General features: G+C 64.1%; 18 protein-coding genes. 3 read left to right on the top strand and 15 right to left on the bottom strand.

The genetic code is table 11. From position 1 onward, the window contains the following. The first annotated feature begins 7 nt into the window (after positions 1 to 7). Positions 8 to 271, top strand: coding sequence for a hypothetical protein (locus Q8O96_RS17265; protein ID WP_102862300.1), 264 nt, complete (start codon positions 8 to 10; stop codon positions 269 to 271). 18 nt (positions 272 to 289) lie between these two features. On the opposite strand, the gene Q8O96_RS17260 is transcribed toward Q8O96_RS17265, so the two are convergent. The 3 genes from Q8O96_RS17260 to Q8O96_RS17250 form a co-directional block, all read right to left on the bottom strand. After that, a complete protein-coding gene (locus Q8O96_RS17260) occupies positions 290 to 718 on the bottom strand; it encodes an imm11 family protein (RefSeq protein WP_207166763.1) in 429 nt (142 codons plus the stop codon). Between the two features lie 4 nt (positions 719 to 722). Then, on the bottom strand, positions 723 to 1,349 hold the full coding sequence (locus Q8O96_RS17255; RefSeq protein WP_305949139.1) for a hypothetical protein: 627 nt from the start codon (positions 1,347 to 1,349) through the stop codon (positions 723 to 725). A gap of 82 nt (positions 1,350 to 1,431) precedes the next feature. Continuing rightward, positions 1,432 to 2,280: a hypothetical protein gene (locus Q8O96_RS17250; RefSeq protein ID WP_207166761.1), complete on the bottom strand. Its 849-nt coding sequence runs from the start codon at positions 2,278 to 2,280 to the stop codon at positions 1,432 to 1,434. Between the two features lie 27 nt (positions 2,281 to 2,307). On the opposite strand from Q8O96_RS17250, the gene Q8O96_RS17245 reads away from it, so the two are divergent. After that, a complete protein-coding gene (locus Q8O96_RS17245; protein WP_207168131.1) occupies positions 2,308 to 2,445 on the top strand; it encodes a hypothetical protein in 138 nt (45 codons plus the stop codon). A gap of 18 nt (positions 2,446 to 2,463) precedes the next feature. Here the strand turns inward: Q8O96_RS17245 and Q8O96_RS17240 are convergent, their stop codons facing one another. The 12 genes from Q8O96_RS17240 to tssA form a co-directional block, all read right to left on the bottom strand. Next, positions 2,464 to 3,069: an imm11 family protein gene (locus tag Q8O96_RS17240; RefSeq protein WP_305949138.1), complete on the bottom strand. Its 606-nt coding sequence runs from the start codon at positions 3,067 to 3,069 to the stop codon at positions 2,464 to 2,466. 15 nt (positions 3,070 to 3,084) lie between these two features. Next, positions 3,085 to 7,524, bottom strand: a complete 4,440-nt coding sequence (locus Q8O96_RS17235) for an RHS repeat-associated core domain-containing protein (protein WP_305949137.1) — start codon at positions 7,522 to 7,524, stop codon at positions 3,085 to 3,087. Positions 7,525 to 7,533: 9 nt separating this feature from the next. Further along, entirely contained in the window at positions 7,534 to 7,959 is a 426-nt protein-coding gene (locus Q8O96_RS17230; protein ID WP_060844974.1) for a DcrB-related protein, read from the bottom strand. An 18-nt stretch (positions 7,960 to 7,977) separates the two neighbouring features. Then, positions 7,978 to 9,915, bottom strand: a complete 1,938-nt coding sequence (locus tag Q8O96_RS17225; protein ID WP_102862296.1) for a type VI secretion system Vgr family protein — start codon at positions 9,913 to 9,915, stop codon at positions 7,978 to 7,980. Between the two features lie 182 nt (positions 9,916 to 10,097). Beyond that, a complete protein-coding gene (tssH, locus tag Q8O96_RS17220; RefSeq protein WP_305949136.1) occupies positions 10,098 to 12,773 on the bottom strand; it encodes a type VI secretion system ATPase TssH in 2,676 nt (891 codons plus the stop codon). Continuing rightward, positions 12,766 to 13,818, bottom strand: a complete 1,053-nt coding sequence (tssG, locus tag Q8O96_RS17215) for a type VI secretion system baseplate subunit TssG (protein ID WP_305949135.1) — start codon at positions 13,816 to 13,818, stop codon at positions 12,766 to 12,768. The genes tssH and tssG overlap by 8 nt, the downstream gene beginning before the upstream one ends. After that, a complete protein-coding gene (tssF, locus tag Q8O96_RS17210) occupies positions 13,782 to 15,641 on the bottom strand; it encodes a type VI secretion system baseplate subunit TssF (protein WP_207814945.1) in 1,860 nt (619 codons plus the stop codon). Before tssF ends, tssG begins: the two co-directional genes overlap by 37 nt. Continuing rightward, positions 15,638 to 16,153, bottom strand: a complete 516-nt coding sequence (tssE, locus tag Q8O96_RS17205) for a type VI secretion system baseplate subunit TssE (RefSeq protein WP_102862292.1) — start codon at positions 16,151 to 16,153, stop codon at positions 15,638 to 15,640. Before tssE ends, tssF begins: the two co-directional genes overlap by 4 nt. 171 nt (positions 16,154 to 16,324) lie before the next feature. Beyond that, positions 16,325 to 16,813, bottom strand: a complete 489-nt coding sequence (locus tag Q8O96_RS17200; RefSeq protein WP_011064257.1) for a type VI secretion system tube protein Hcp — start codon at positions 16,811 to 16,813, stop codon at positions 16,325 to 16,327. Between the two features lie 118 nt (positions 16,814 to 16,931). Beyond that, positions 16,932 to 18,425 carry a type VI secretion system contractile sheath large subunit gene (tssC, locus tag Q8O96_RS17195; RefSeq protein ID WP_102862291.1) on the bottom strand — a complete coding sequence of 498 codons (1,494 nt, stop codon included), beginning with the start codon at positions 18,423 to 18,425 and terminating at the stop codon, positions 16,932 to 16,934. A gap of 16 nt (positions 18,426 to 18,441) precedes the next feature. Then, the gene (tssB, locus tag Q8O96_RS17190; RefSeq protein WP_025130792.1) at positions 18,442 to 18,957 is read right to left on the bottom strand and encodes a type VI secretion system contractile sheath small subunit; all 516 of its coding nucleotides are present in this window, start codon (positions 18,955 to 18,957) and stop codon (positions 18,442 to 18,444) included. 81 nt (positions 18,958 to 19,038) lie between these two features. Continuing rightward, positions 19,039 to 20,058 (bottom strand): type VI secretion system protein TssA, encoded by a 1,020-nt coding sequence (tssA, locus tag Q8O96_RS17185; protein WP_102862290.1) that lies wholly within the window; start codon positions 20,056 to 20,058, stop codon positions 19,039 to 19,041. A 392-nt stretch (positions 20,059 to 20,450) separates the two neighbouring features. Between tssA and tagH the strand changes: the two genes are divergently transcribed. After that, on the top strand, positions 20,451 to 21,932 hold the full coding sequence (gene tagH, locus Q8O96_RS17180) for a type VI secretion system-associated FHA domain protein TagH (RefSeq protein WP_305949134.1): 1,482 nt from the start codon (positions 20,451 to 20,453) through the stop codon (positions 21,930 to 21,932). Positions 21,933 to 21,952: the final 20 nt, after the last annotated feature.

The following is a 21,952-nucleotide window of genomic DNA, read 5'->3' as shown; positions in this document are numbered from 1 at the left end:
GACCGAAATGAAATTCAACGATCTGTTTGTCAGCCGTGAAGAGATGTTCTCGATGGGCATCGAAGAAGTCTCCGGCCAGCACTACGTCTCCTTTCCGGTCAGCAACGGCATGGTCGATTACGAGGAGTACTACGCCATCGACCAGGCGACCTTTGAGCTGTTCCAGAACGACCTGCAAGCCGCGCTGGAATTTGTCGCCCGCGCCAGGAAGCGCGAGCTGGATCAGTTGCTGATCATCCAGCCGGGGAAGAATCGCGGTACCGCGATCTGACCCGGCTTCGCCTTGGCATCAGGCCTGGTTGCGGTATGGCATGAAGCGACCTTCGGCCCGGTAGAGGCCCAGGCCTTTATCGCCCTTGAAGCCTGTGTCGATCAGGCCATCGGCCAGGGCGCCCGAGATCAGCAGGTCCCCCGAATCCGGTTCCCTGGCGATCTGCTCCATCCCGGCGACGCTGTCGAGGAACCAGGTCTTGTTGAAGTAGAGAAGGGTGCCGTCGTCCGTCCGTTCCGCTTCGGAGCACGTGTGGTCGATGGCCTTGACGGCCTGGATGGCGTTGACGATGTAGTACGGCTGGCTGACCTCCTGGTGGTCGGCCACCAGGCGCAAGGGCTGGATCAGCTCGACATCGGCCGGCGCCTGCTGGTGGAGAAAGTCCGCCAGGCGCGCCGACACCAGGGGAATGCCCCCCAGCAGCCACAGGCAATCATGCTCCAGCAAGCGCTCAGCTCAGCGCCGCCAGGAGTTGCTTGTTGAACGACTCTTTCAGTTCCTGGTTGTTGGTGTAGCCCAGGGTCTGCTCGCTCATAATCTTCGCTAGCGTTGCGTCGTCCGGTTGGATTGCGTTGGTTTTCAAGGCGATAACAATCAGCGGAACCGGATAGGCGTAATACTTTGGCCTCTCGATGACATCGTTCACCAGTGCGGGGCTGACGTTGAAGAGGTTGTACAGGATAGGCAGGTGAACATCCTGGAGCCGGCGCAGAATCACCTGGCAGGTATTTTCAATGCCTTGTTCGGTCACGGGCAGCAGTGGACAGCCGTCTTTTTCGCTGACCGTCGACATGCAGTAGAGCAATTTCGGATTGGCCAGGTTGGACGGGTAGGGCGGGCTTATCCGCTCAATCTCCGCCTGCAGGGCCGGGTGTTCGACAAAGATGATGATTTCGTAGGCGCGGGTGTTGGCCAGGTACTCGAAATGCAAGGTCGCCACGGCGCCCGATTCTTTCTGGGTAATCAGCACTTTGTTCCGGGTGACTTTCACGCCGGGATAAACCGCGAGTTCGCTCTTCAAGAAAAGCTGGAGTGCCTTTTCGAAGTGGCTGCGCAATTGATGGGTGCCTGCTTTCATTTCTTGATGAGTCCTTCAATCATGAAACGGCGCTACGACGATCCGCCCCGACCGTCGTTGAGCCTGATGTACAAACCTCTGCTCACTTGCCGAACGCGGCATTGATCTCTTTGAGGCTATGGCTGTAGTGCTTTTTCTTCGGATGGAAGTAGACCTCTTTCAGGCTCTTGGAGGTCAGCAGTGGGCTCATGTCGCCGTCTTTCAGGTCCCAGAATTGCAGTGAGCTCAGGTGCTCCATTGCCGGGGCGAACGACACCGAGTCGAGCTCGGAAATGAACACCTCCTCAAGGGTCTTGTTGTCTGACAGGAATCCGTAGTCCCGTAACTGGCTGCATTTTTCGATGTGCAGGGTCTTCAGGTTCTTGAGCGCGTTGATGGCGCTGATATCGAGCATCTTCGGGCTGTGCTGGATCTGAATCGATGCCAGCTCGTCCAGCGTCTCGATGCCGGCCAGTCGCTCGATGTTCCCGCCGCTGATTCGCAGCTCCTGCAGTGCGCTGAGCTTCGAGAGAAACCCGCAATCCTGATTCTTCACCGCCACCAGCAGCAGGTGCTTGAGCCGTGGCAGCTCCAGGGGTTCCAGCGCCTCATCGGCGCCGGTTATGTAGAGCGTCTCCAGGCTGGGCAGTCGCGAGAAGTCGATACGTTCCTTGAGGTAGGGGATCGACAGCAGCTTCAGCTGTGGCAACGCGTACAGCGGGCTCAAATCAACATGCTTCAGGTCGATGTCGTCCGACAGGTCCAGCGCCTGCACGCCGCTGTGCCCATTCAGCGCACTCAGGTCCAGCGGCGCACCCTTGGCCGCTTTGGCAGAGCCCATGACCCGGAGGTTGGCGTAGCCCTTCTTGCTGGCGTATTCGATACCTGCGGCGAACTGCTGGGCCGGTATTTCCAGGGCGTTTATGTCCTCGTTGTAGCTGAATTGCTTCATGACTTGCTCCCACATGATCCGGATTTCTTGAAGTGGTTGCCCAACTTCGAGCGGTTCAAGCAGGACCTGCCCGCCGCGCTGGCATTGGTCACCCGCGCCAGAAGGCGCGAGCTGGATCGGTTGCTGATCATCCAGCCGGGCAAGAATCGCGGCTCGGAGATCTGATCGGATGCCCCCAGGCGCTCAGGCATTGTTCCGATAAGGCACGAAACGCCGTTCGGCGCTGTACAGCCCCAGTCCCTTGTCACCCTTGAAGCCAGTGTCGATCAAGCGGTCGGCCAGGGTTGCGCTGATCAACAAGTCGCCGGACTCCGGCTCCCGGGCGATCTGGCCCATGCCTGGGGCGCTTTCGAGAAACCAGGTCTTGTTGAAGTAGAGCAGGGTGCCGTCATCGTCGCGCTCCGCTTCGGAGCGCGCGTGGTCGATGGCCTTGACGGCCTGGATGGCGTTGACGATGTAGTACGGCTGGCTGACCTCCTGGTGGTCGGCCACCAGGCGCAAGGGCTGGATCAGCTCGACATCGGCCGGCGCCTGCTGGCGGAGAAAGTCCGCCAGGCGCGCCGACACCAGGGGAATGCCCCCCAGCAGCCACAGGCAATCATGCTCCAGCAGCTTCTTGGCCTTGCACTGGAAAAACACCGGCGGCGTGTCCATTGCCTTTGGATACGGCTGCCCGGCGAGCAGGGCCAGGTAGTTGAAACTGGAGCCCGGGGTTTGATAGGCACCGCTCTCGACGTCGTAGGAGCCGATCAGCTTCGGGTTGTATTGGATCGGAGGTTTCCAGCTCAAGATCATCATCTGTTCCTAATCGTAATAGGCTCCCGGCCGGGCATTCTTGTTCAGTTGCCGCTGGCCTGAGCGCAGCAACTGGCGCTCGTCGGAGACAATTTTGTCCAGGGCCTTGCGGTATTGGGCCTGGTTCCAGTTATTGCGTTTGCCGACCTGTTCCACCTGGGTCATCTTCGCCGCCAAGTTGTCGCTGACCCGGCCGGCGTGGCGGCCTTCGTGGATCGAACGGCGCGGATCCTTCATTGCGGTCTTCTTGTTGGGCAGGAAGATTTTATTCCTTCGGCTTTGCAGATCGTACCCGGCCAGCTTGAGCAACGGATGATTCTTGGTGGCCGGGTGCTTGTCGCTGAGGATGTGGTGGTCCTGATAGCCCTGTTTCTTCAGGCTCTTGATCCGGCGGTTGATCGATGAGGCACAGCTCCAGCCCAGGGGGTCGATCCAGCCGAACGGGTTGGGGGCGTAGAGGTAGAGGTTCAGGCCCCCGGCCAGGCTGATCGGGTCCGGCGTGGTGAAGCGTCCCACATCCGGGTCATAGAAGCGGAAGGTGTTGTAGTGCAGGCCGGTTTCCCGATCCAGGTACTGCCCCTGGAACCGCAGGTTCTGTTCTTCGATGTAATAGGGTTCACGCACCTCATCCAGGGTGTTGCCCCATACCTGATAGCGCGCCTGCCAGACGCAGTGGCCATCGGCCTCGGTCAATTGCTCCGGCAGTCCGCTCAAGTCGTTGTGGTAGTAGCGCACCTTCTGTTGGTCGCCCAGGCCATCGACCCGGGCCAGGGGCTCGTCGCTGTCCGGGGCATAGAGGTACAGGCTGTCCTGGCGGCTGTTGTGCTCCTGCAGCAGTTGCATGCCATCCCAGGTGAAGCGGGTTTCGTCCAGGGGCTGGCCCTGGCTGTCGCAGAGGCTCTTGGAGATCCGCCGGCCGAACGGGTCGTAGCGCATGCGCACCAGGGTGTCGCCCGCGGCGCTCTGGTTGCGCACCTCGATCAGGCGATGTTCGGCGTCATAGCTGAAATGCTGCACGCCGCGGCGGGCACTGTGTTTTTCGATCAGCCGGCCGAAGCCGTCGTAGCGGTAGCGTTTGTCCTGAAAGCTCAGCAGTTGGTTGTGCCGGACCTGCCCGCCCGCCACCTTGGGCCCGTCCAGCAGGTTGGCCGCGGCGTCGTAGCTGAAGGTTTCGTTGTGCCCCGCCAGGCGTCCCTGGCTGGCGATGATGCGACCGCTGGCGTCGTAGTGCAGCAGTTGCTGGTCCTGCCCCTGAGGCTGGCGGGTCATGCGCCCGATCAGGTTGTCGCCGGGGTCGAAGTCGAAGTGCTTCTGCCGCTCCAGCGCCGGGTTGCCCGGCATTGCTGTCGAGCGCCGCAGACGGGCGCGCAGGCGCCCACCGCGGTCGTATTCGCTGTGGCAGCTGATCTGGCCCTGGGTGCGCAGCACTTCGCGGTGCAGCCGGTCGCGTTCGAAGTCGCTGATGAGCTGGCCGTCGAGGTTGATCTGGTGCAGGTGGCCACTGCCGTAATACAGGCGGTTGAGCCAGCGCCCATCCGGCAGGCGGGTGCGGGTCGGGTTGCCCAGTTCGTCGTACTGGTACTGCAGGCTGGCGTCGGGGGTCTGCTCCGAAAGCAGCTGGCCGAGGGCGTCGTAGGTGAAGCTCAGGTCCTGCTGCTGGCCGGTGTGGTCGGTGAAGTGCACCGCCGTCAGTTGATCCAGTGGGTCGTAGTCGTACCGGATGTGCCCGTCGTCGGTGGTCTTGCCGATCAGGCGGCCCACGGCGTCGCGCTGCAACTGGTGGACGATGGGCGCTACGGCCGGCGCTCCCGGGGCCGGGGGGGCGGGGACGTACTCCAGGCGGGTGACCTGGTCCAGGCCGTCGTAGGCAAAGCGTCGGGCGCTGCCGTCGAGGTCCTGCTGTTGCACCAGGCGATCACCGGCGTCCCAGGTGAAACGGTAGCTTTCGCCGTTTTCATTGGTCAGCGCCAGCAGGCGGCCAAAGGCGTCGTAGCTGAACTGCACCTGCCGGCCATGGGGATCGGTGCGCAAGCGCACCTGGCCCCGGCGATCGTATTGATAGCCGGTGCTGTGGCCCGCCGGGTCGATGTAGCCGGTCAGCAGGCCGCTGGCGTCGCGCTGGTAGTGTTCGCTGCGGCCATCGGGCAGGTGGCTCCGCAGTAAGCGCCCCTGGGCGTTGTAGTGAAAGGTCTGACGCTCGCCCAGGGCGTTGGTAATGGTCTGCAGGTAGCCCTGGCGGTCATAGCTGAAACGGGTGGGGTAGCCCGAGCAGTCGACCTGCTGCACCAGCTGACCCTGGGCGTTCCATTCCAGGGTCTGGCGCTTGCCGCTGGCGTCGATGACTTCCTGCACCAGGCCGCGGGCGTCATAGCGGTAGCGGGTGCTGTGGCCCAGCGGATCGGTTTCGCGGATGCAGTTGCCGCGGGCATCGTACTGGTAGGTCCAGCTATTGCCCGCGGCGTCGATCTGCGCCAGTGGCAGCGACCAATGCTCCAGCCACAGGGTCGACTCGCAGCGTCCCAGGGGGTCGACGCTGCGGCACAGGTTGCCGGTGTCGTCGTACTGGAACTGGTACTGGCCGCCCTGGGGGTCGACAGCGCCCAGCAGCTGGCGCTCTTCGTTCCACTGGAACTGCCAGGTCTGCCCGAGGTTGTCGGTGTATTCGGTGATCTGTCGTTGGCTGTTCCAACGGCGCAGGCTCTGGCGCTGCAAGTTGTCGGTGATGCGGGTGACGCCCGCCTGCAGGTCGTAGTCGTAGCGGTATTCGTCGCCTTCGTCGGTGTAATGGCGAACCACCCGCCATTCGCGCTCGTCGATCCAGGCCCATTCATAGAAGCAGCGCAGCCCGGTGGGGAGCCAGTGCTCGACCATGCGCCGGGCACTGTCGTAGGCAAAGTGGCGTTGCAATTGCTGGCTGGCGTCGCGCACTTCGGCCAGGTCGCCCTGGCTGTCATAGGCGTAGCTGGCCAGCACTTCACGCTGCAGGTCGGGGTACAGGCGCTCGATCTGCGCCACTCGGCCGGGCCATTGCGGGCTGTAGATCAGTTCGACCTGGACCTGATCGAAGGTATCGCGCAGGCGGCCGAGGCGCCCGCTGCTGTCGTAGTCCAGGTGAATGCGGTTGTCGTTGCGGTCCCCCAGCTGGCTCAGGCGCAGATGGGCCGGCCGATCCGGACTGGGCTCGAACAGCCGGTACAGGCCGTCCTCGCTCTCGATCAGCAGCCGGCCGTCGTGATTGCGCCGCACGCTCAAGCCTTCGCCGTCACTGAACACCGCGCCACCGAGGGGAATCGAGCCCATGTCGATGCGCCGCCCCTGTTCATCGGTGTAGATCAGGCGTTCACCGCCCTCGGGGTGGGCGTCGAGCGCCACGAAGCTCTCGTAGAGTACGCTCCAGCCGGCGCCGAACAGCCCGTCCCGGCGTTCGTCGAGGCTGTTGTAGACCCGCTGCCAATCGATGGGCAACACCCCGGGCAAGGCGAAATCCAGGTCCTCGTCGTACCCCAGCACCTTGGCCCCGGTCGCGGCATGCACCGGATTCGGCGAGCCGGCGATAGCCTGGGTCAGCGCATTGGTGGCCTGGCTGACGACAAACGAATTGACCCCGGCCATCAGCATGCACGGCAGGTTGCTGAGGAACTTGCCCTTGCCGCCCTTGAGCATCATCAGCGCGCTCACCGCCAGGCCAACCCCCGGGGTCTTGCCGCTGCGGATCTCGCGCACCACCACCGAGCCGCCGCCGATGGTCACGTCGGGAGAGATCGGTCCGGCGGACACCACCTTGGCGTCGCAGGTGCTGCGGTCGCCGCTGCGCACCGCTGGCTGGCCGTCGATGCTGACCTTCTCCGAGCCTTCGGCCAGGTACTGCAGGGGCATTGGCGGGTGCTTGGTGCAGGTCACCAGGTCCAGTTCCTTGGTCTGCGAGCCGGGCGCCGGGGAGGCCACGGTGGGCCGCCACATCTGCGAGAAGAATTCCTTGGCCATGTCGAGAAAGCCCGGGCCTTCTTCCGGGGTCGCCGAAGGGGTGTCGGTGGCTTCGCCTTCTTCGGCGCCGTCGCCGTTGATATGCGACGGCGGGGCGATACCGGCCGCGCGGGCCGCCGGTTTGTTGTTGGTCAGGACCTTTTTCGAACCGCTGGCGATGGTGGCCTGGATCGAGGGCGGGAACAGGGCATTGGCGATGCCCTCGCATAAATTGCTCAAGCCCTTGTCGGCGCCGGTCTTGCTCATGACCACGCCGACCACCACGCCCACCACCAGCCCCAGTACGCAGGCACCGAGGCCGCCGGTGGCCACGGTGATGCCCGCCGCCGCGGCCACCGCCATGGTCGCCAGGGCGCCGATGGCGACGTTGGCCGCCACCTCCAGCACGCCGCCGAGGATGTCGGCCATCATCGAGGTGTGTTCCAGCCCGTCGCCCAGTCGGGCGGCCCACAGCGCGTCAGACATGCCCCGGTCTCAGCCCAGCACCAGGCTGTGCTTGATCTGCGCCCAATGCGCGGCTTCGGCGTCGCCGAGTTTCTGCGCCTTGACGTAGCTCATGGCGAGCATCTGCCGGGTGCCCGGCAGCACCAGGGCCAGCTGGAACTGGAACACCTTTTCGCTGCCCTTGCTGAACTGGCTGCGCAGCTCCAGGCCCGGAATGTCCTGGGCCGGGCCCAGCAGCACCGGCTGCGGACCCTTGACCCGCAGTTCCTGCACTTGCTGTTCCAGCCGCTGCAACTGGCTGGCCAGGCTGCTCTCCAGGGTTTCGCCGTCGCCCAGCAGGCTGCGGCTGACGATCAGCGAAGTGCCCAGGGCCGGGAACTTGAGGATGTTGATCGAGGCGTCCTGCAGTTCGCCGGCAGGGGGCTGGAACTGCAATTCATTGAGGCGATAGGTCATGGCATGGGCATCCGTTCGTTAGCCTTTGGGGGCGGAAAAGGGGGCTTTGGCCTTGGCGCTGATGGCGCCCTGCACACCCTGGCCCTCGGTGGTGGTGCCCGGGCCGCCGCCGTTGTTCAGGTGCAGCACGCCACCGGTATTGATCTCGGCATCGGCCGAGGCATGCACGCTGATGTTGACCCCACACAGGTTGATCTGGCCGCTGGCATTGAGCTCCAGGATGCTGGCCCCGCACACCAGGCGCAGGCGTTCGCCGACCTCGATCACGTAGCTCTGGCCGATGCTGTCGAGCTTCTTCTCGCCCACCGTCAGCTCATCCACGTGCTGGACGATGCGCGTGCGCTTGTTGCCGATGGTCACGTACTCGTCGTGGCCGATGCTCTTGTTGCGGTTGTTGCCCACCGAGTGGCTTTCGTTGACCTCGACCACGATGTCCTGGTTGCGCTCGGCGTGGATGTACAGCTGCTCGGCGCCCTTTTTGTCTTCCATGCGGATTTCGTTGAAGTTGGCCGGGCTGCCGCCCTTGCTCGAACGACTCTTCATCCCGCTCTGGGTGGCGTTGGCCGGCAGGTCGTAGGGCACGGTCTGCTCGGCGTTGTACACCCGGCCGGTGATGATCGGGCGGTCGGGGTCGCCTTCGAGGAAGCTGACGATCACTTCCTGGCCGATGCGCGGGATCTGCATCGAGCCCCAGTTCTTGCCGGCCCAGGCCTGGGACACGCGAATCCAGCACGAGCTGTTCTCGTTGGACTGGTCGTGGCGGTCCCAATGGAAGTGCACCTTGACCCGGCCATATTGGTCGGTCCAGATCTCTTCCCCGGCCGGGCCCACCACCCGCGCGGTCTGCGGGCCCTGGACGATGGGTCGCTGGGTCTTGGCCAGGGGGCGGAAACTCTGCTGGGCGTCGATGCAGGTCAGGTGGCTTTCGAACTGTGCCGAGCCGCCGCTGCCGCCGGTCTCCAGGCTCTCCTGGACCACGTAGTAGTGGATGCCGACGATCAGGTACTCGCGGTTCTGGTCCTGGCGGCTGAAGCCGGTGAGGTTGAACAGGTTGCCCACCCCCAGGCCACGGGCATTGCCGCTCAGTTCGATGCGCTCGTGCAGGCTTTGCAGGGCTTCGATGCGGGTCTGCGCGTAGTGCTCGCCGTCGCTGCTCTGCACGTAGGTGCCGGGGTAATCGTAGAGCGGGTAGTCGCCGGCGCTGTGGGGGCGCGGCATGGCCGAGCGCACGTCGATCCGTGCGCTGGGGCGCTGGAAGTCGTAGTCGTTGAGCTCAAGGGAGCCGGGCTGGACTTCCTGGGCCAGGTGCCAGTCGAAGATGTGGTCGCGCTCGCGCTGTTGCTCGTCCCGGGGGTAGTAGGGCACCGAGGCGTAGCCGGGCACGCTGCTGTGGGCACCGTAGGCGTCAGCCAGCACCAGCACGTGGCGGTCCTTCTCGTGGCGGAAGAAGTAGTAGATGCCTTCCTGTTCCATCAGCCGGCTGACGAAGTCGAAGCTGGTCTCGCGGTACTGCACGCAGTATTCCCACTCCCGATAGGGACGGCTCAGGGCGTCTTCGAAATCGGAAAAGCCCAGGTCGCGAAACACCTGCTTGATGATCTGCGGGATGCTCAGGTGCTGGAAAATCCGGCAGTCGGAGGTGCGGCTGAGCAGCCACAGCCAGGGGCGCAGGGTCACCTGGTAACTGGCGAACTGGCCGCTGTCGACGTTCTGGCTGCAGCGGGCCACGATGCCGTGGAAATAGCGCTGGCTGCCGTCGTCCAACTGCACGCTCAGGCCCATGGGTTTGCCCAGCAGCTGGTTGAGGTCGATGTTGGCGTCGCTGGAAGTCAGCTGCAGCTGGTAATCGAACAAGCGCCCCAGCTCTTCGCCGCCGCCCATGCTGTTGAGCAGCAGGACGTCCGGTCCCAGTGGGCAATTGACCTGTGCCAGTCGTGTGGATTGCTGAAATAGCATCGTCAGTCTCGTTGAATGCGTGGTGTGCCTGAACACTGCGTCCGGCGCGCTCCCTGTAGCCGCTGCCGAAGGCTGCGACAAGGCCCGAAGGGCCTTCTCTGGCCCTCAAGGGCGCGACCGCTGCGGCGCAGTGCCGCCCAGCTCGTTCGCAGCCTGCGGCAGCGGCTACAGGGAGCCCGGGCTCAGGCCGGCTCGCTGAAGTCGTAGTGCAATTCGTTTTCCCGCTGGCGAATGCGCACCCCGGCCAGCGCGCGGCCTTCGAGCATGCGGGTGAGGAACTCGCGGCTCATGTCCGGCAGCAGGCTGTTGGTGAGGATGGCGTCGATCATGCGGCCACCACTTTCGGTCTCGGTGCAACGGGAAACGATCAGGTCGATGACCTCGTCGTCGAAATCGAAATCCACCTTGTGGGTGCTTTCCACGCGCTTCTTGATCCGTCCCAGTTGCAGGCGGGTGATCGCCTTGAGCATGTCGTCGCTCAGCGGGTAGTAGGGGATGGTCACCAGGCGCCCCAGCAGCGCCGGCGGGAAGATCTCCAGCAATGGCTGGCGCAGGGCCTTGGCGATCTCTTCCGGCTCGGGCAGGGTCTGCGGGTTCTTGCAGACGTTGGCGATCAGCTCGGTGCCGGCGTTGGTGGTGAGCAGGATCAGGGTGTTCTTGAAGTCGATCATGCGGCCTTCGCCGTCTTCCATGACGCCTTTGTCGAACACCTGGAAGAAGATCTCGTGCACGTCCGGGTGGGCCTTTTCCACCTCGTCCAGCAGCACCACGCTGTAGGGTTTGCGCCGCACCGCTTCGGTGAGCACGCCGCCTTCGCCGTAGCCGACATAGCCCGGCGGGGCGCCCTTGAGGGTGGACACGGTGTGGGCTTCCTGGAACTCGCTCATGTTGATGGTGATGACGTTCTGCTCACCGCCGTACATGGCTTCGGCCAGGGCCAGGGCGGTTTCGGTCTTGCCCACCCCGGAGGTGCCCGCCAGCATGAATACGCCAATCGGCTTGTTGGGGTTGTCGAGACCGGCGCGGGAGGTCTGGATGCGCTTGGCGATCATCTGCAGGGCGTGGTCCTGGCCGATGATGCGTTTCTTCAGGTGCTGGTCGAGGTTGAGCACGGTTTCCAGCTCGTTGCGGGCCATGCGGCCTACGGGAATCCCGGTCCAGTCGGCGACCACCGAGGCCACCGCCTGGTAATCCACGGTCGGCAGGATCAACGGGGTTTCGCCTTGCAGGGCCGTCAGGCGCTGTTGCAGGTCCAGCAGCTTTTCCCGCAGGCCGTGGCTTGCGTCGCCAACGTCGCTGTCCACCAGGCCAACGTTTTCCCGCAGTTGGGCGCGGGTCGCCAGCAGTTCGTCCACCAGGGTCTTCTCTTGCGCCCAGCGGCTTTCCAGTTCGGCCAGGCGCTCGCGCTCGGCGGCCAGGAGGTTTTCGCTGTTGACCTGACGGTTGCCGATGGCCACGCCGATCGCCTGTTCCCGGGCGATGATCTGCAGTTCGGTTTCCAGGGCCTCGATGCGCCGGCGGCTATCGTCCACCTCGGCCGGCACCGCGTGCAGGCTGATGGCGACGCGGGCACACGCGGTATCCAGCAGGCTGACGGATTTGTCTGGCAACTGGCGCGCCGGAATGTAGCGATGGGACAGTTTGACCGAGGCTTCCAGGGCTTCGTCGAGGATCTGCACCTGATGGTGCTGCTCCATGGTCGAGGCCACGCCGCGCATCATCAGCAGCGCCTTGTCTTCCGACGGCTCGGCCACTTGCACCACCTGGAAGCGCCGGGTCAGGGCCGGGTCTTTCTCGATGTGCTTCTTGTACTCGGCCCAGGTGGTGGCGGCCACGGTACGCAGGGTGCCGCGGGCCAGGGCCGGTTTCAGCAGGTTGGCCGCATCGCCGGTGCCGGCGGCGCCACCGGCGCCCACCAGGGTGTGGGCTTCGTCGATGAACAGGATGATCGGCTTGGGCGAAGCCTGGACGTCTTCGATGACCTGGCGCAGGCGCTGTTCGAACTCGCCCTTCATGCTGGCACCGGCCTGCAGCAGGCCGACGTCGAGGCTGCGCAGTTCGACGTCCTTGAGCGCGGGCGGCACGTCGCCGGCGACGATGCGCAGGGCGAAACCTTCCACCACCGCGGTCTTGCCGACCCCGGCTTCGCCGGTGAGGATCGGGTTGTTCTGGCGGCGGCGCATGAGGATGTCCACCAGTTGGCGAATCTCTTCGTCACGGCCGACGATGGGGTCGAGCTTGCCGCTACGGGCCTGCTCGGTGAGGTCGACGGTGAAGCGCTTGAGGGCTTCCTGCTTGCCCAGGGCGCTGGGGGCCATGGCGCCGCTGGCTTCGCCCGGCACCGCGCCGGCAGTGAAACCGTCGCTGGCGCTCAGGGCGTTTTCCGGCGAGTCGCCGATGTACTCGTCAAAACGCTCGCACAGGGCCTCGATCTTGATCTTGTCGAACTCCCGAGACAGCCCCAGCAGCGCGTGGCGCAGGCTCGGCGTCTTGAGGATGCCGATCACCAGGTAGCCGGTGCGCACCTGGCTTTCGCCGAACATCAGGCTGCCGTAGACCCATCCGCGTTCCACCGCTTCCTCGACGTGGGACGACAGGTCGGTGATCGAGGTCGAGCCCCGGGGCAGGCGATCCAGGGCTTCGGTCAGGTCCTTGGCCAGGCGCGCCGGCTCCAGGTTGAACTGGCGGATGATGCGGTGCAGGTCCGAGTCCGTAAGTTGCAGCAACTGGTGCAGCCAGTGGGCCAGTTCCACATAGGGATTGCCCCGCAACTTGCAGAAGACCGTGGCGGCTTCGATGGCTTTGTAGGCAACGCTGTTGAGTTTGCCGAACAGCGCCGCGCGACTGATTTCACCCATGCTCTGTGCTCCTTGGTGTACGTGAGGTAGTGGCCAGGTCGGCGTAGTGCCGGGCCAGTATGAGATCCTTGGCATCACTGCCGGGTTGACCGAGCCAGGTGTTGAAACCCAGGCGCTGGCGGCCGTTGAGTTGCAGCTTGGGCACTTCGTCCTTGAGCAGGACCAGGTTCAGGTCCCAGTCCAGCTCGAAGCCCAGGTATTCGGCGACCCAGGCCACCAGTTCCTTGAACGGCTGGCCGTCGGGCAGCATCCCCTGGTAGTCCTCCAACTTCAGCGGACCCAGGCGAATGCGGAATTTGTGCTGGCGGTCCCAGACGTGGCTGCCCAGGCAGAAGTCCACCCCCAGCTGATGGGACTGCACCCCGACCCGGCTGCGCTCGGGCAGCTCCAGCCACTGGCCGACGTATTCCTCGATCGCCACCGGCAGGCCGAAGTACTCGCCGATGATGGCGCGCAGGCCGTCCGGGTAGCGGGTCTGGGCCGCCAGGTGGCCGCTGTAGTGCAGCTTGGCGGTGTCGGGAATCAACCCCTGTTTGAGCAGGCTGGGCATGCCCCGGCCACTCAGGGCCGCCAGGCGCGCGGACCAGTAGTCGTCGTCCGGGCGGTCGTGGCTCACCGTCGGCCGGGCTTCGGCCCAGGCGCGGTAGAACAGGCTCAGCAGGCGATGGTGGAACACATCGAGAAAGCGCTTGCTGGTGCTGTCGGCGTTGTTGCGCTGGCGTTCGCGCACGTACTCGGTGATGTGCAGCGGCAGGGGGCCGTTGGGCCCGCCCAGGCCGAAGAAGAACTGCTCCAGGCGCGTGGCCGAGCCGTCGCTGCCCGGGGTGACCGAAGCCAGGGTCGAGGGCGCGAAGGTGCAATCGGCCTGTTGGCCCAGGCGCAGCGGATCGTCCGCCAGGCGCAGGGAGTGACCGAAGCGCGGCAGTTGCGGCGACAGGCATTCGATACGCCGCAGGGCCTGGAAGAAGTCGTACTCCCAGGGCTCGGCGTGCATCGCCGTCAGCGTATTCAAAGAGTCGGACGACGTCCGGGCTTGGCTTTCCATCGCATGATCTCGCCGCGTTCGGTGGTACGGATCACCGTCTCGGTAAAACTGTTGATCGACACGTAACGTGCCAGGAAGCGCTCGAAGACCGCGCCGAGCAGGAACACCCCGGTGCCGCGAAACGCGTTTTCGTCGAATTGCAGGGTGATCTCCAGGCCCCGGCCGAAGACGATCGGCCCGGGCATCGGCAGGCGCCGGGTCACCGCCTTGCTGCTGACTTCCCGCAGGCCCTCGATCTGCAATTGCAGGGCCGCGTCGTTGCTGTCGCCGTACAGCCGCAACAGCTCGCGCAGGGCCGCTGCGCCCTGGCCCTGTTCGCTCAGGGACAGGTAGTTCAGCGACAGCTGGCTGATCAGGCGCCAGGCCTTGCCGTCATGGGCGTGGCTGGGGCGTGGTCGGCTGGGGCCGGCCAGGCAGCGGATGGCCTGCACCGGGGCGCTGTCGGCCAGGGTGAAGTCGGTCTTGGCGTTGCCGGTGTTCATGAACAGCGGCAGGTCGCGGTTGGTGCACAGGGCGCTGACCCCTAGCTGGCGCAAGTCATGGCGGTAGGGCGCCTGCTGGCTGTCCACCAGGCTGACGAAGGATTCGCTGCCGATGTAAGTGGAGCGCGGGCCGTTGCGGCGCTGGTCGCTGGACAGCACCCGGGGTTCGCGGCGGACGATGTAGTAAGCCTGGTCGCGGCCGTAGCGGGACGGGTCGCGCACCGCGTAGAACGGCAGGAATGGCTGCTCCGGCCCGGTGCCGTGGCCACTGATGGCGGTCAGCGAGTGCACTTCGAAATCCATGGGCCGGGTGCGGTCGGCGATCACATGGTGCTCGTTGACCCGGTCGGACAGGTGGATGCGGTCCAGGCGCTTGGGAAACAGGTTGATCGCCGGGGTGCAGAAGGGCACTAACTGGGCGGTGCCGACGCCGCCTTCCAGGCTCTGGTCGAAGCGCTCGAAGAGCACGATCAGCTCCAGCTCCTGGCCGGCGCAGCGTTGTACCGCACGGCCCAGCTGGGCGAATTCGACGAACAGGAAGCGGTTGGGCAGGGCGAAGTATTCCTGCAGCAGGCGATAGCCCTGGAAGGCCTGAGGCACCACCGGCAGGGCCGCGTCGCGGTCGTCGAAGCCACGGGAGCGCAGGGCGTCCAGTGGCAGGCGCTCGACCCAGTCGCTGCCCGGAGCCCGGGCGAACACCGCACAGGCGTTGCCCAGCAACTGTTCGTAGAGACGGAACGGCAGCTCGTCGTTGCCATTCAGGTACAGCGGCAACTGCTCCAGGGCCAGGCTGTTGAATGGCAGTTCGGCGCCGGTGCGCAGGGTCAGGCGCAGCCCGGCCTTGGCCTTGGGCTCGTTGGCGGCCAGGCGTCCGAGCACCGCTGCCGGGTTGCCGAAGTATTCGGCCTGGCTGACTTGCAGCGGCCACAGCGTCACCGCGTGGGCGGTGCGGTACTCGCAGCAGGTCTGGGTGTCGCGGCTCAGGGCGGCCCGCAGGCTGGTGTCGCGCTCCAGGGTGAAGCCGCTGCTCAGGGAGCCTTCATCGGGATCGGCCTGCAACTGCACCACGGTCATCGACGGGGTCGGCGCCAGGTAGTGCGGGTAGGCGATCTCCAGCAGGTTGTGGGTGAAGGTCGGGTACTCGGCATCGAGCTTCAACTGCACCCGGGCGGTCAGATAGGCGAAGCCTTCCAGCAGGCGCTCGACATAGGGGTCGGCGCAGTCCATGCCCGACAGGGTCAGGCGGCTGGCGATCTTCGGGTATTCCTTGGCGAACTCCGCGGCGCTTTCGCGCACGTGGTGCAGTTCCTGGTTGTACAGCTCCAACAGGCGCGGATTCATGAGCGCCTCCGGGAGTCGGCTTGCACCACCCGGACATGCCCGGATTCCAGGTCCATGTCGGTTTGCAGCAGCAGGCGCAGTGGCATCGGCTGGGCCCACAGATCGCCCTCGATCTCGAAGCTCAGGGCGTTGTGGTTCATCTCGCCGGGCGCGGTGCGCGCACGAACCCGCAAGGTGCTGCGCAGGATGCGTGGTTCAAAGGTGGCGATGGCCTGGTGGATCAGGCTTTCCAGGGCCGGAATATCGATGCTCGACGCGCTGTACCCGGCCAGGGCCGGCAAGCCGTAGTTGACCACCGACGTACCGGCGGGGGTGTGCAGGGTGGCATCGGCTTCCAGCAGGGAAGTGGTGTTGAGCAGCCATGCCAGGTCGCGCAGTACCGAGGCCTTGAGCTGGCTCAGGGACAGCACGCGCTTGTCCGGGCTTTCTTTCAGGTTGCCGGGTTCATCGTCGGTCAGACGATCCAGCAAAGAGGGTTGCAAGCGATCGCGGGCGGCGATGTCGGTTACCAAAGGGTTCGCTCCAGGATCGGATTGCGCAGGCATGACGTCACGAAAAGGGGCACAGGCGCACACCCCTGTAGCCGCTGCCGCAGGCTGCGAACGAGGACAACGTCCTCGCAACCCGGGCCAAGCATGCAGCATGGCCCGGATCTTTCGCCGCCGCGGCGCGACCGCAGCGGATCAGCGCTTGGTGTTCGAGCGGATGTTCCAGCCGTACTTGATCGGGCCGCCGTCCTTGGTGCCGTCGGCTTTCTGCGGCTGGTACTCGACCATCACCTGAGCGAAGTTCAGGGTGATGTTTTCGGTCAGGCGGTCATCGCTGCCCGAACCGCCGGTGCTCAGCGAGGTGATCAGCACTTCTTCCAGGTCGATGATCATGTACTCGACCTGGCTTTCGCCGCCGGCCTTGCGCACGGTCAGGCGCACCTTGTCGATGTGCTTGCCGCTGGAGCAATGCATCATCAGGTTCGGCGAGGCCTTGTCGACGTACTTGGTCAGCGACAGGTCCTGGATGTTCACCTTGCCCGCACCGCCGCCGCCACCCACGTGCATGTTGCCGGACTGGGACATGCCCCAGCTCCAGTTCAGCACGTCGATTTCGTCTTTGTGGGCTTTGTCCATGGACTCGCCCTTGATGTCACCGATCTTGATGAAAATATCAACAGCCATGTTTTCTCCCTGTGTGGCACTTGCCACGATGTTGATTCAGCGTCTGGCGCCGCTGCGCGAGGCCCTGGGGACCTTGCGCGGCTTGTGGCGACGGCGACAGGTTTGAGTCGGTTATGGGTCAGGCGCCCTTGGCGGACGGCAGTTTGGATACCAGGCGCAACGACACGGTCAGCCCTTCGAGCTGGTAGTGCGGGCGCAGGAAGAACTTCGAGTTGTAGTAGCCCGGGTTGCCTTCGACTTCCTCGACCACCACTTCCGCCGCGGCCAGTGGGTGCTGGGCCTTGGTGGTTTCGGTGGAGTGCGCCGGATCACCGTCGACGTAGTTGAGGATCCAGTCCTGCAGCCAGCGCTGCATCTCGTCCTTCTCTTTGAAGGAGCCGATCTTGTCGCGCACGATGCACTTCAGGTAATGGGCGAAGCGGCAGGTGGCGAACAGGTACGGCAGGCGCGCGGCCAGGTTGGCGTTGGCGGTGGCGTCCGGGTCGTCGTACTCGGCGGGCTTCTGCAGCGACTGGGCGCCGATGAAGGCAGCGAAGTCGGTGTTCTTCTTGTGCAGCAGCGGCATGAAGCCGTTCTTCGCCAGTTCCGCTTCACGGCGGTCGGAGATGGCGATCTCGGTCGGGCACTTCATGTCCACGCCACCGTCGTCGGTGGGGAAGGTGTGGGCCGGGAGGTTTTCCACCTCGCCACCGGATTCCACGCCGCGAATCCGCGAGCACCAGCCGAAATGCTTGAACGAACGGTTGATGTTCACCGCCATGGCGTAGGCCGCGTTGGCCCAGGTGTACTTGGAGCTGTCGGCGCCGTCGGTGTTTTCTTCGAAGGCGAAGGCTTCCACCGGGTCGGTCTTGGCGCCGTACGGCAGGCGCGCCAGGAAGCGCGGCATGGTCAGGCCGATGTAGCGCGAGTCTTCCGACTCACGCAGCGAACGCCAGCCGGCGTATTCCGGGGTGGTGAAGATCTTGGTCAGATCGCGCGGGTTGGACAGTTCCTGCCACGAACCCATGCCCATCACGGTCGGCGAAGCCGCGGCGATGAACGGGGAGTGCATGGCGGCGCAGACTTTCGACAGCTCGCCCAAGAGCTCGACATCCGGTGGCGACTGGTCGAAGTAGTAGTCGCCCACCAGGCAGCCGTAAGGCTCGCCGCCGAACTGGCCGTATTCCTCTTCGTACATTTTCTTGAACAGCGGGCTCTGGTCCCAGGCCGTGCCCTTGAATTTCTTCAGGGTCTTGTGCAGCTCCGGCTTGGAGATGTTGAGCACGCGGATCTTCAGCTGCTCATCGCTCTCGGTGTTGTTGACCAGGTAGTGCAGGCCACGCCAGGCGCTTTCCAGTTTCTGGAATTCCGGGTGATGGATCACCTGGTTGACCTGGGCGGTGAGCTTGGCGTCGATGGCGGCGATGATCGACTCGATCGACTTGATGGCGTCGTTGGACACCAGGTCGGTCTGCGCCAGGGCCTGTTCGGCCAGGGTCCGCACGGCGGTTTCCACGGCTTCGCGAGCGCGCTCGGTCTTGGGTTTGAATTCCTGCAGCAGCAGCGAAGCGAATTCGCTGGCCTGCTCGGTGGCGCCGGGTTGGGCCTGATTGTCACGCATCAATTCGGTCATGATCGTTGGTCCTGATTTACGCGTTCGGCTCGGAGTCCACAGGTTTTGGCGCACTCGCCAGGGCCTGGAGCAACGCCGGATCCTTGATGGCTTTCATGATGATTTCTTCAGCGCCGGTCTTGCCGTCCATGTAGGTCAGCAGGTTGGCCAGTTGAGTACGGGCCTCCAGCAGCTGGTTCAGGGAGTCGACCTTGCGTGCCACCGCGGCGGGGCTGAAGTCGTCCATGCTCTCGAAGGTGATGTCCAGGCTCAGGTTACCTTCGCCGGTCAGTTCGTTGGGCACGTGGAACGCGACCCGTGGCTGCATGGCCTTGAGGCGCGAGTCGAAGTTGTCGACGTCGATTTCCAGGAACTTGCGATCGGCCACCGCCGCCAGAGGCTCTGCAGGCTTGCCGGCCAGGTCAGCCATCACGCCCATGACGAAGGGCAGCTGGACCTTTTTCTCGGCGCCGTAGAGTTCGACGTCGTACTCGATCTGCACCCGGGGCGCGCGGTTGCGCGCGATGAACTTTTGAGAACTTTGCTTCGCCACGTTGTGCTCCTGGTCGCTGTTGCGACGGTGTTGGCGTCGGTCGGTGATTGCCGCTGACGATACTGTTCGGCCGTACCGGGGTTAGTCGGATTCGGGGCCGCGCAGGTTTTCAAATTGGGACATGCCATCGGGGATCAGATTGCGCACGATGGCCGCGAAATCGGCGTTGACCAGATTCTTGGCTCGGTTGAGCAGCACCGGCAGCGGGCTCGAAGGCTCGTGACGGCTGTAGTAGGCCAGCAACCGGTCAAGGCTGCGCAGCACGTCCTCACGGCTGTTGATCTCGCCGGAAATCCGCGTTGCGGCTGGCGCCACGGGCGCGTTGCCGGCCTCGTTCGCGGGGGCTTCGGCGGGCTCATCGGCCGGGCTTTCGCTGGTTTGCGGGGCGTGCAGGCTTAGCACCTGCAGCGCCAGGCGCAGGGGCTGCTTGAGGGCGCTGAGGTCAACGCCGCTGGCGGAACCCACTTGTTCGCTGACCTGCTTTTCGATGGATTCGGCCGCCGAGCGAGCGCTGCTCAAGGCGTGGCGAATGGCTTCCAGGTGCTCTGGGTCGCTGTCTTGCAGGGCCCCGGCCAAGTGATCGGAACCCAGGCTTTCGCCCGAGAAGTGCTGCAGGCCGGCGGCGTTCAGCGCCGCGCGCACGCTCACCGGGCCGAAGGTCCGGGAACGGGTGAGGATGGCTTCGCGCAACAGGCCGATAGTGGAGTCTGCGGCCAGGCCGGCCAGGGCATTGATCCGCACCGTGGGATCGTTGTCGTCGTCGGCGTCCAGGCGCGGGTGCAGCTCGGCCCAGTAATCACGGAGCAAACCGTTGATCAGGTCGAGACTGGTGGCCAGGCCCGGCAGGCCTTCAAGGGCCAGGGTACTTTGCAGGAGGAAATGGGTGATGCGCAGGTCTTTGCTGCGGGCCAGCAAGTCCAGGCTCTGTTGCTGGACGCTGCGCCAGTCCGGCGGCTCGGCCGGCAGGATCGAGTCGCCCATGCTGCGCTCGGGCTGGCCTTGTGCGGCCCGCTCCAAGTGCAAGAAATCCGCGTCATATTCCAGGTCTTCGCCACAAGGCGAAGTTGCTGAAATAGCGGCGAGCAACATCGGTACATCCACCTGGTTCGATCTCCCTATCAGCCTGCAGGACAGTCAGGCAATTAATGCACTAGTTGTTTGTGAACTCGCGCACATTTCTTGGTTAACATGGACTCATTGATACTAGTGAGCCATCATCCGTGTTCAAGAAGTTGTGCATTTTTGGTGTAGTAGTTGTGGCTTGTCAAGGTAAGCTATTCGCCCCGCATGACACTGTTATGTCGACTTACTTAGTTCCTTGACCGGCGAGTCAGATTGGGGCGGGACGAAAGGCTTTTGTCATCTGTGTAGTTTAAGTTGAGCGATCATGCTGTGAACGGTGCTGTTTAAAGGATTTTTTGCGGGTTTTTCTTTTTTTACGGAACTTTTTCCCCGCCGCCGGTTCGCACGCGGAAGTACAGCAAGGAGGCGCAATGTCGCTGTGTTTGACTATCACTAGTTATCACAAGATCACCCCTGGTCAATGCCCTGAGAAACTAATGGATCAGGGAATGATGGCAATTGGCCGCAGTTCCGATAATGACTGGGTACTTCCTGATCCCGAGCGCTTAGTTTCAGCGCGACATTGTGTCATCCAATACAAGGATGGCCGTTATTATTTGACCGATAACAGTACTAATGGTGTGGAGTTAGTCCGTGCCGGTATTCGTATGCGCCGGGGTAGCAGTGAGCCATTGGAAGATGGCGAGGTTATTCGCATTGGCGATTATGAAATCAGTGCGCGGATCGATTTCAGTCTCAATCGTGCCCAGGTTGAGGCCTTTTCCGGGGACAGCTCCAACAGTTTCGAAGCGCTGATGGGGCGCCACTCGTCGCCTCCCACGCCGATCGAGCCGATTGCCATGGCGCCGGTGGCGCATTTTCAGGGGGCTTCTGCCCAGGACACCTTTCCTGACCTGTTCGATTTCCTGACTCCGAGCGCCACGCCTCCGGCCACTCAGCCCGATCATGTGCCCGCCGAGCAGCACGACTTTCGCCCGCCGACCCCCACCACCGTGCCTCAGCCCGTAGCTGCGCCTCAGCCGGCTGCGCCCCAGGGCGCGGCGGTGATTCCGGAGGACTGGGACCTGTTCGGCGAAACACCGGCCCGACCGGCTCCGGTGGCGAGCGCAGCGCCAGTGGCAGCGCCGCCTGTTGTCCCGGACCCCTTTGCCAGCGTCGCTGAGTTCAGTGCAGTTGCGTCGCAACCGCAACCGCAACCGCAACTGCAACCGCAACTGCAACCGATCGAGGTCGCAGCCGTGGTGCCCGTTGCCCCTGTCGCCCCTGCGACTCCCGTTGCGCCAGCGGCCGAGCCGGAGCCACACACCGACCTGTTGCAAGCCTTCCTGCGGGGCGCCGGGCTGGACCAGCTGCGCATCGACCCGCAGCAGGCCCAGGCGCAGATGGAAAGCCTGGGGCGCAGCTACCGCTTGATGGTGGAAGGCCTGATCGATGTGTTGCGTGCCCGCAGCAGCCTCAAGGGCGAGTTCCGCATGCAGCAGACCATGATCCGCCCGGTGGAAAACAACCCGCTGAAGTTCGCCCCTAACGTGGACGAAGCCATGCTCCTGCTGTTGCGCCACAGCAACCAGGCGTTCATGGCCCCGGACCAGGCGGTGCAGGAGAGCTTCGACGATTTGCGGGCTCACCAGCTGGCCGTCATGGCCGGCGTGGAAGCCGCGATCAAACACCTGCTGGGGCGCTTCGAACCCACTGAGCTGGAAGCCCGCATGGCCCGTCCCGGTGGCCTGGGCAACCTGTTCAGCGGTTCGCGGCAGGCGCAGAACTGGCAGCAGTTCACGGCGCTCTACAAACAGATTTCCCAAGAAGCCCAGGACGATTTCCAGGACCTTTTCGGTCGTGAATTCAGTCGCGCCTACGAAGAGCATACCCACCGGCTGCGCCGTTCCTGAGCGCGCCTGGAACCCCCCGA

Origin of the sequence: Pseudomonas sp. LPH60 (assembly GCF_030718165.1) — a bacterium.
Taxonomy (GTDB): domain Bacteria; phylum Pseudomonadota; class Gammaproteobacteria; order Pseudomonadales; family Pseudomonadaceae; genus Aquipseudomonas; species Aquipseudomonas danubii.
This window is presented reverse-complemented; position numbering and strand designations above follow the sequence as displayed.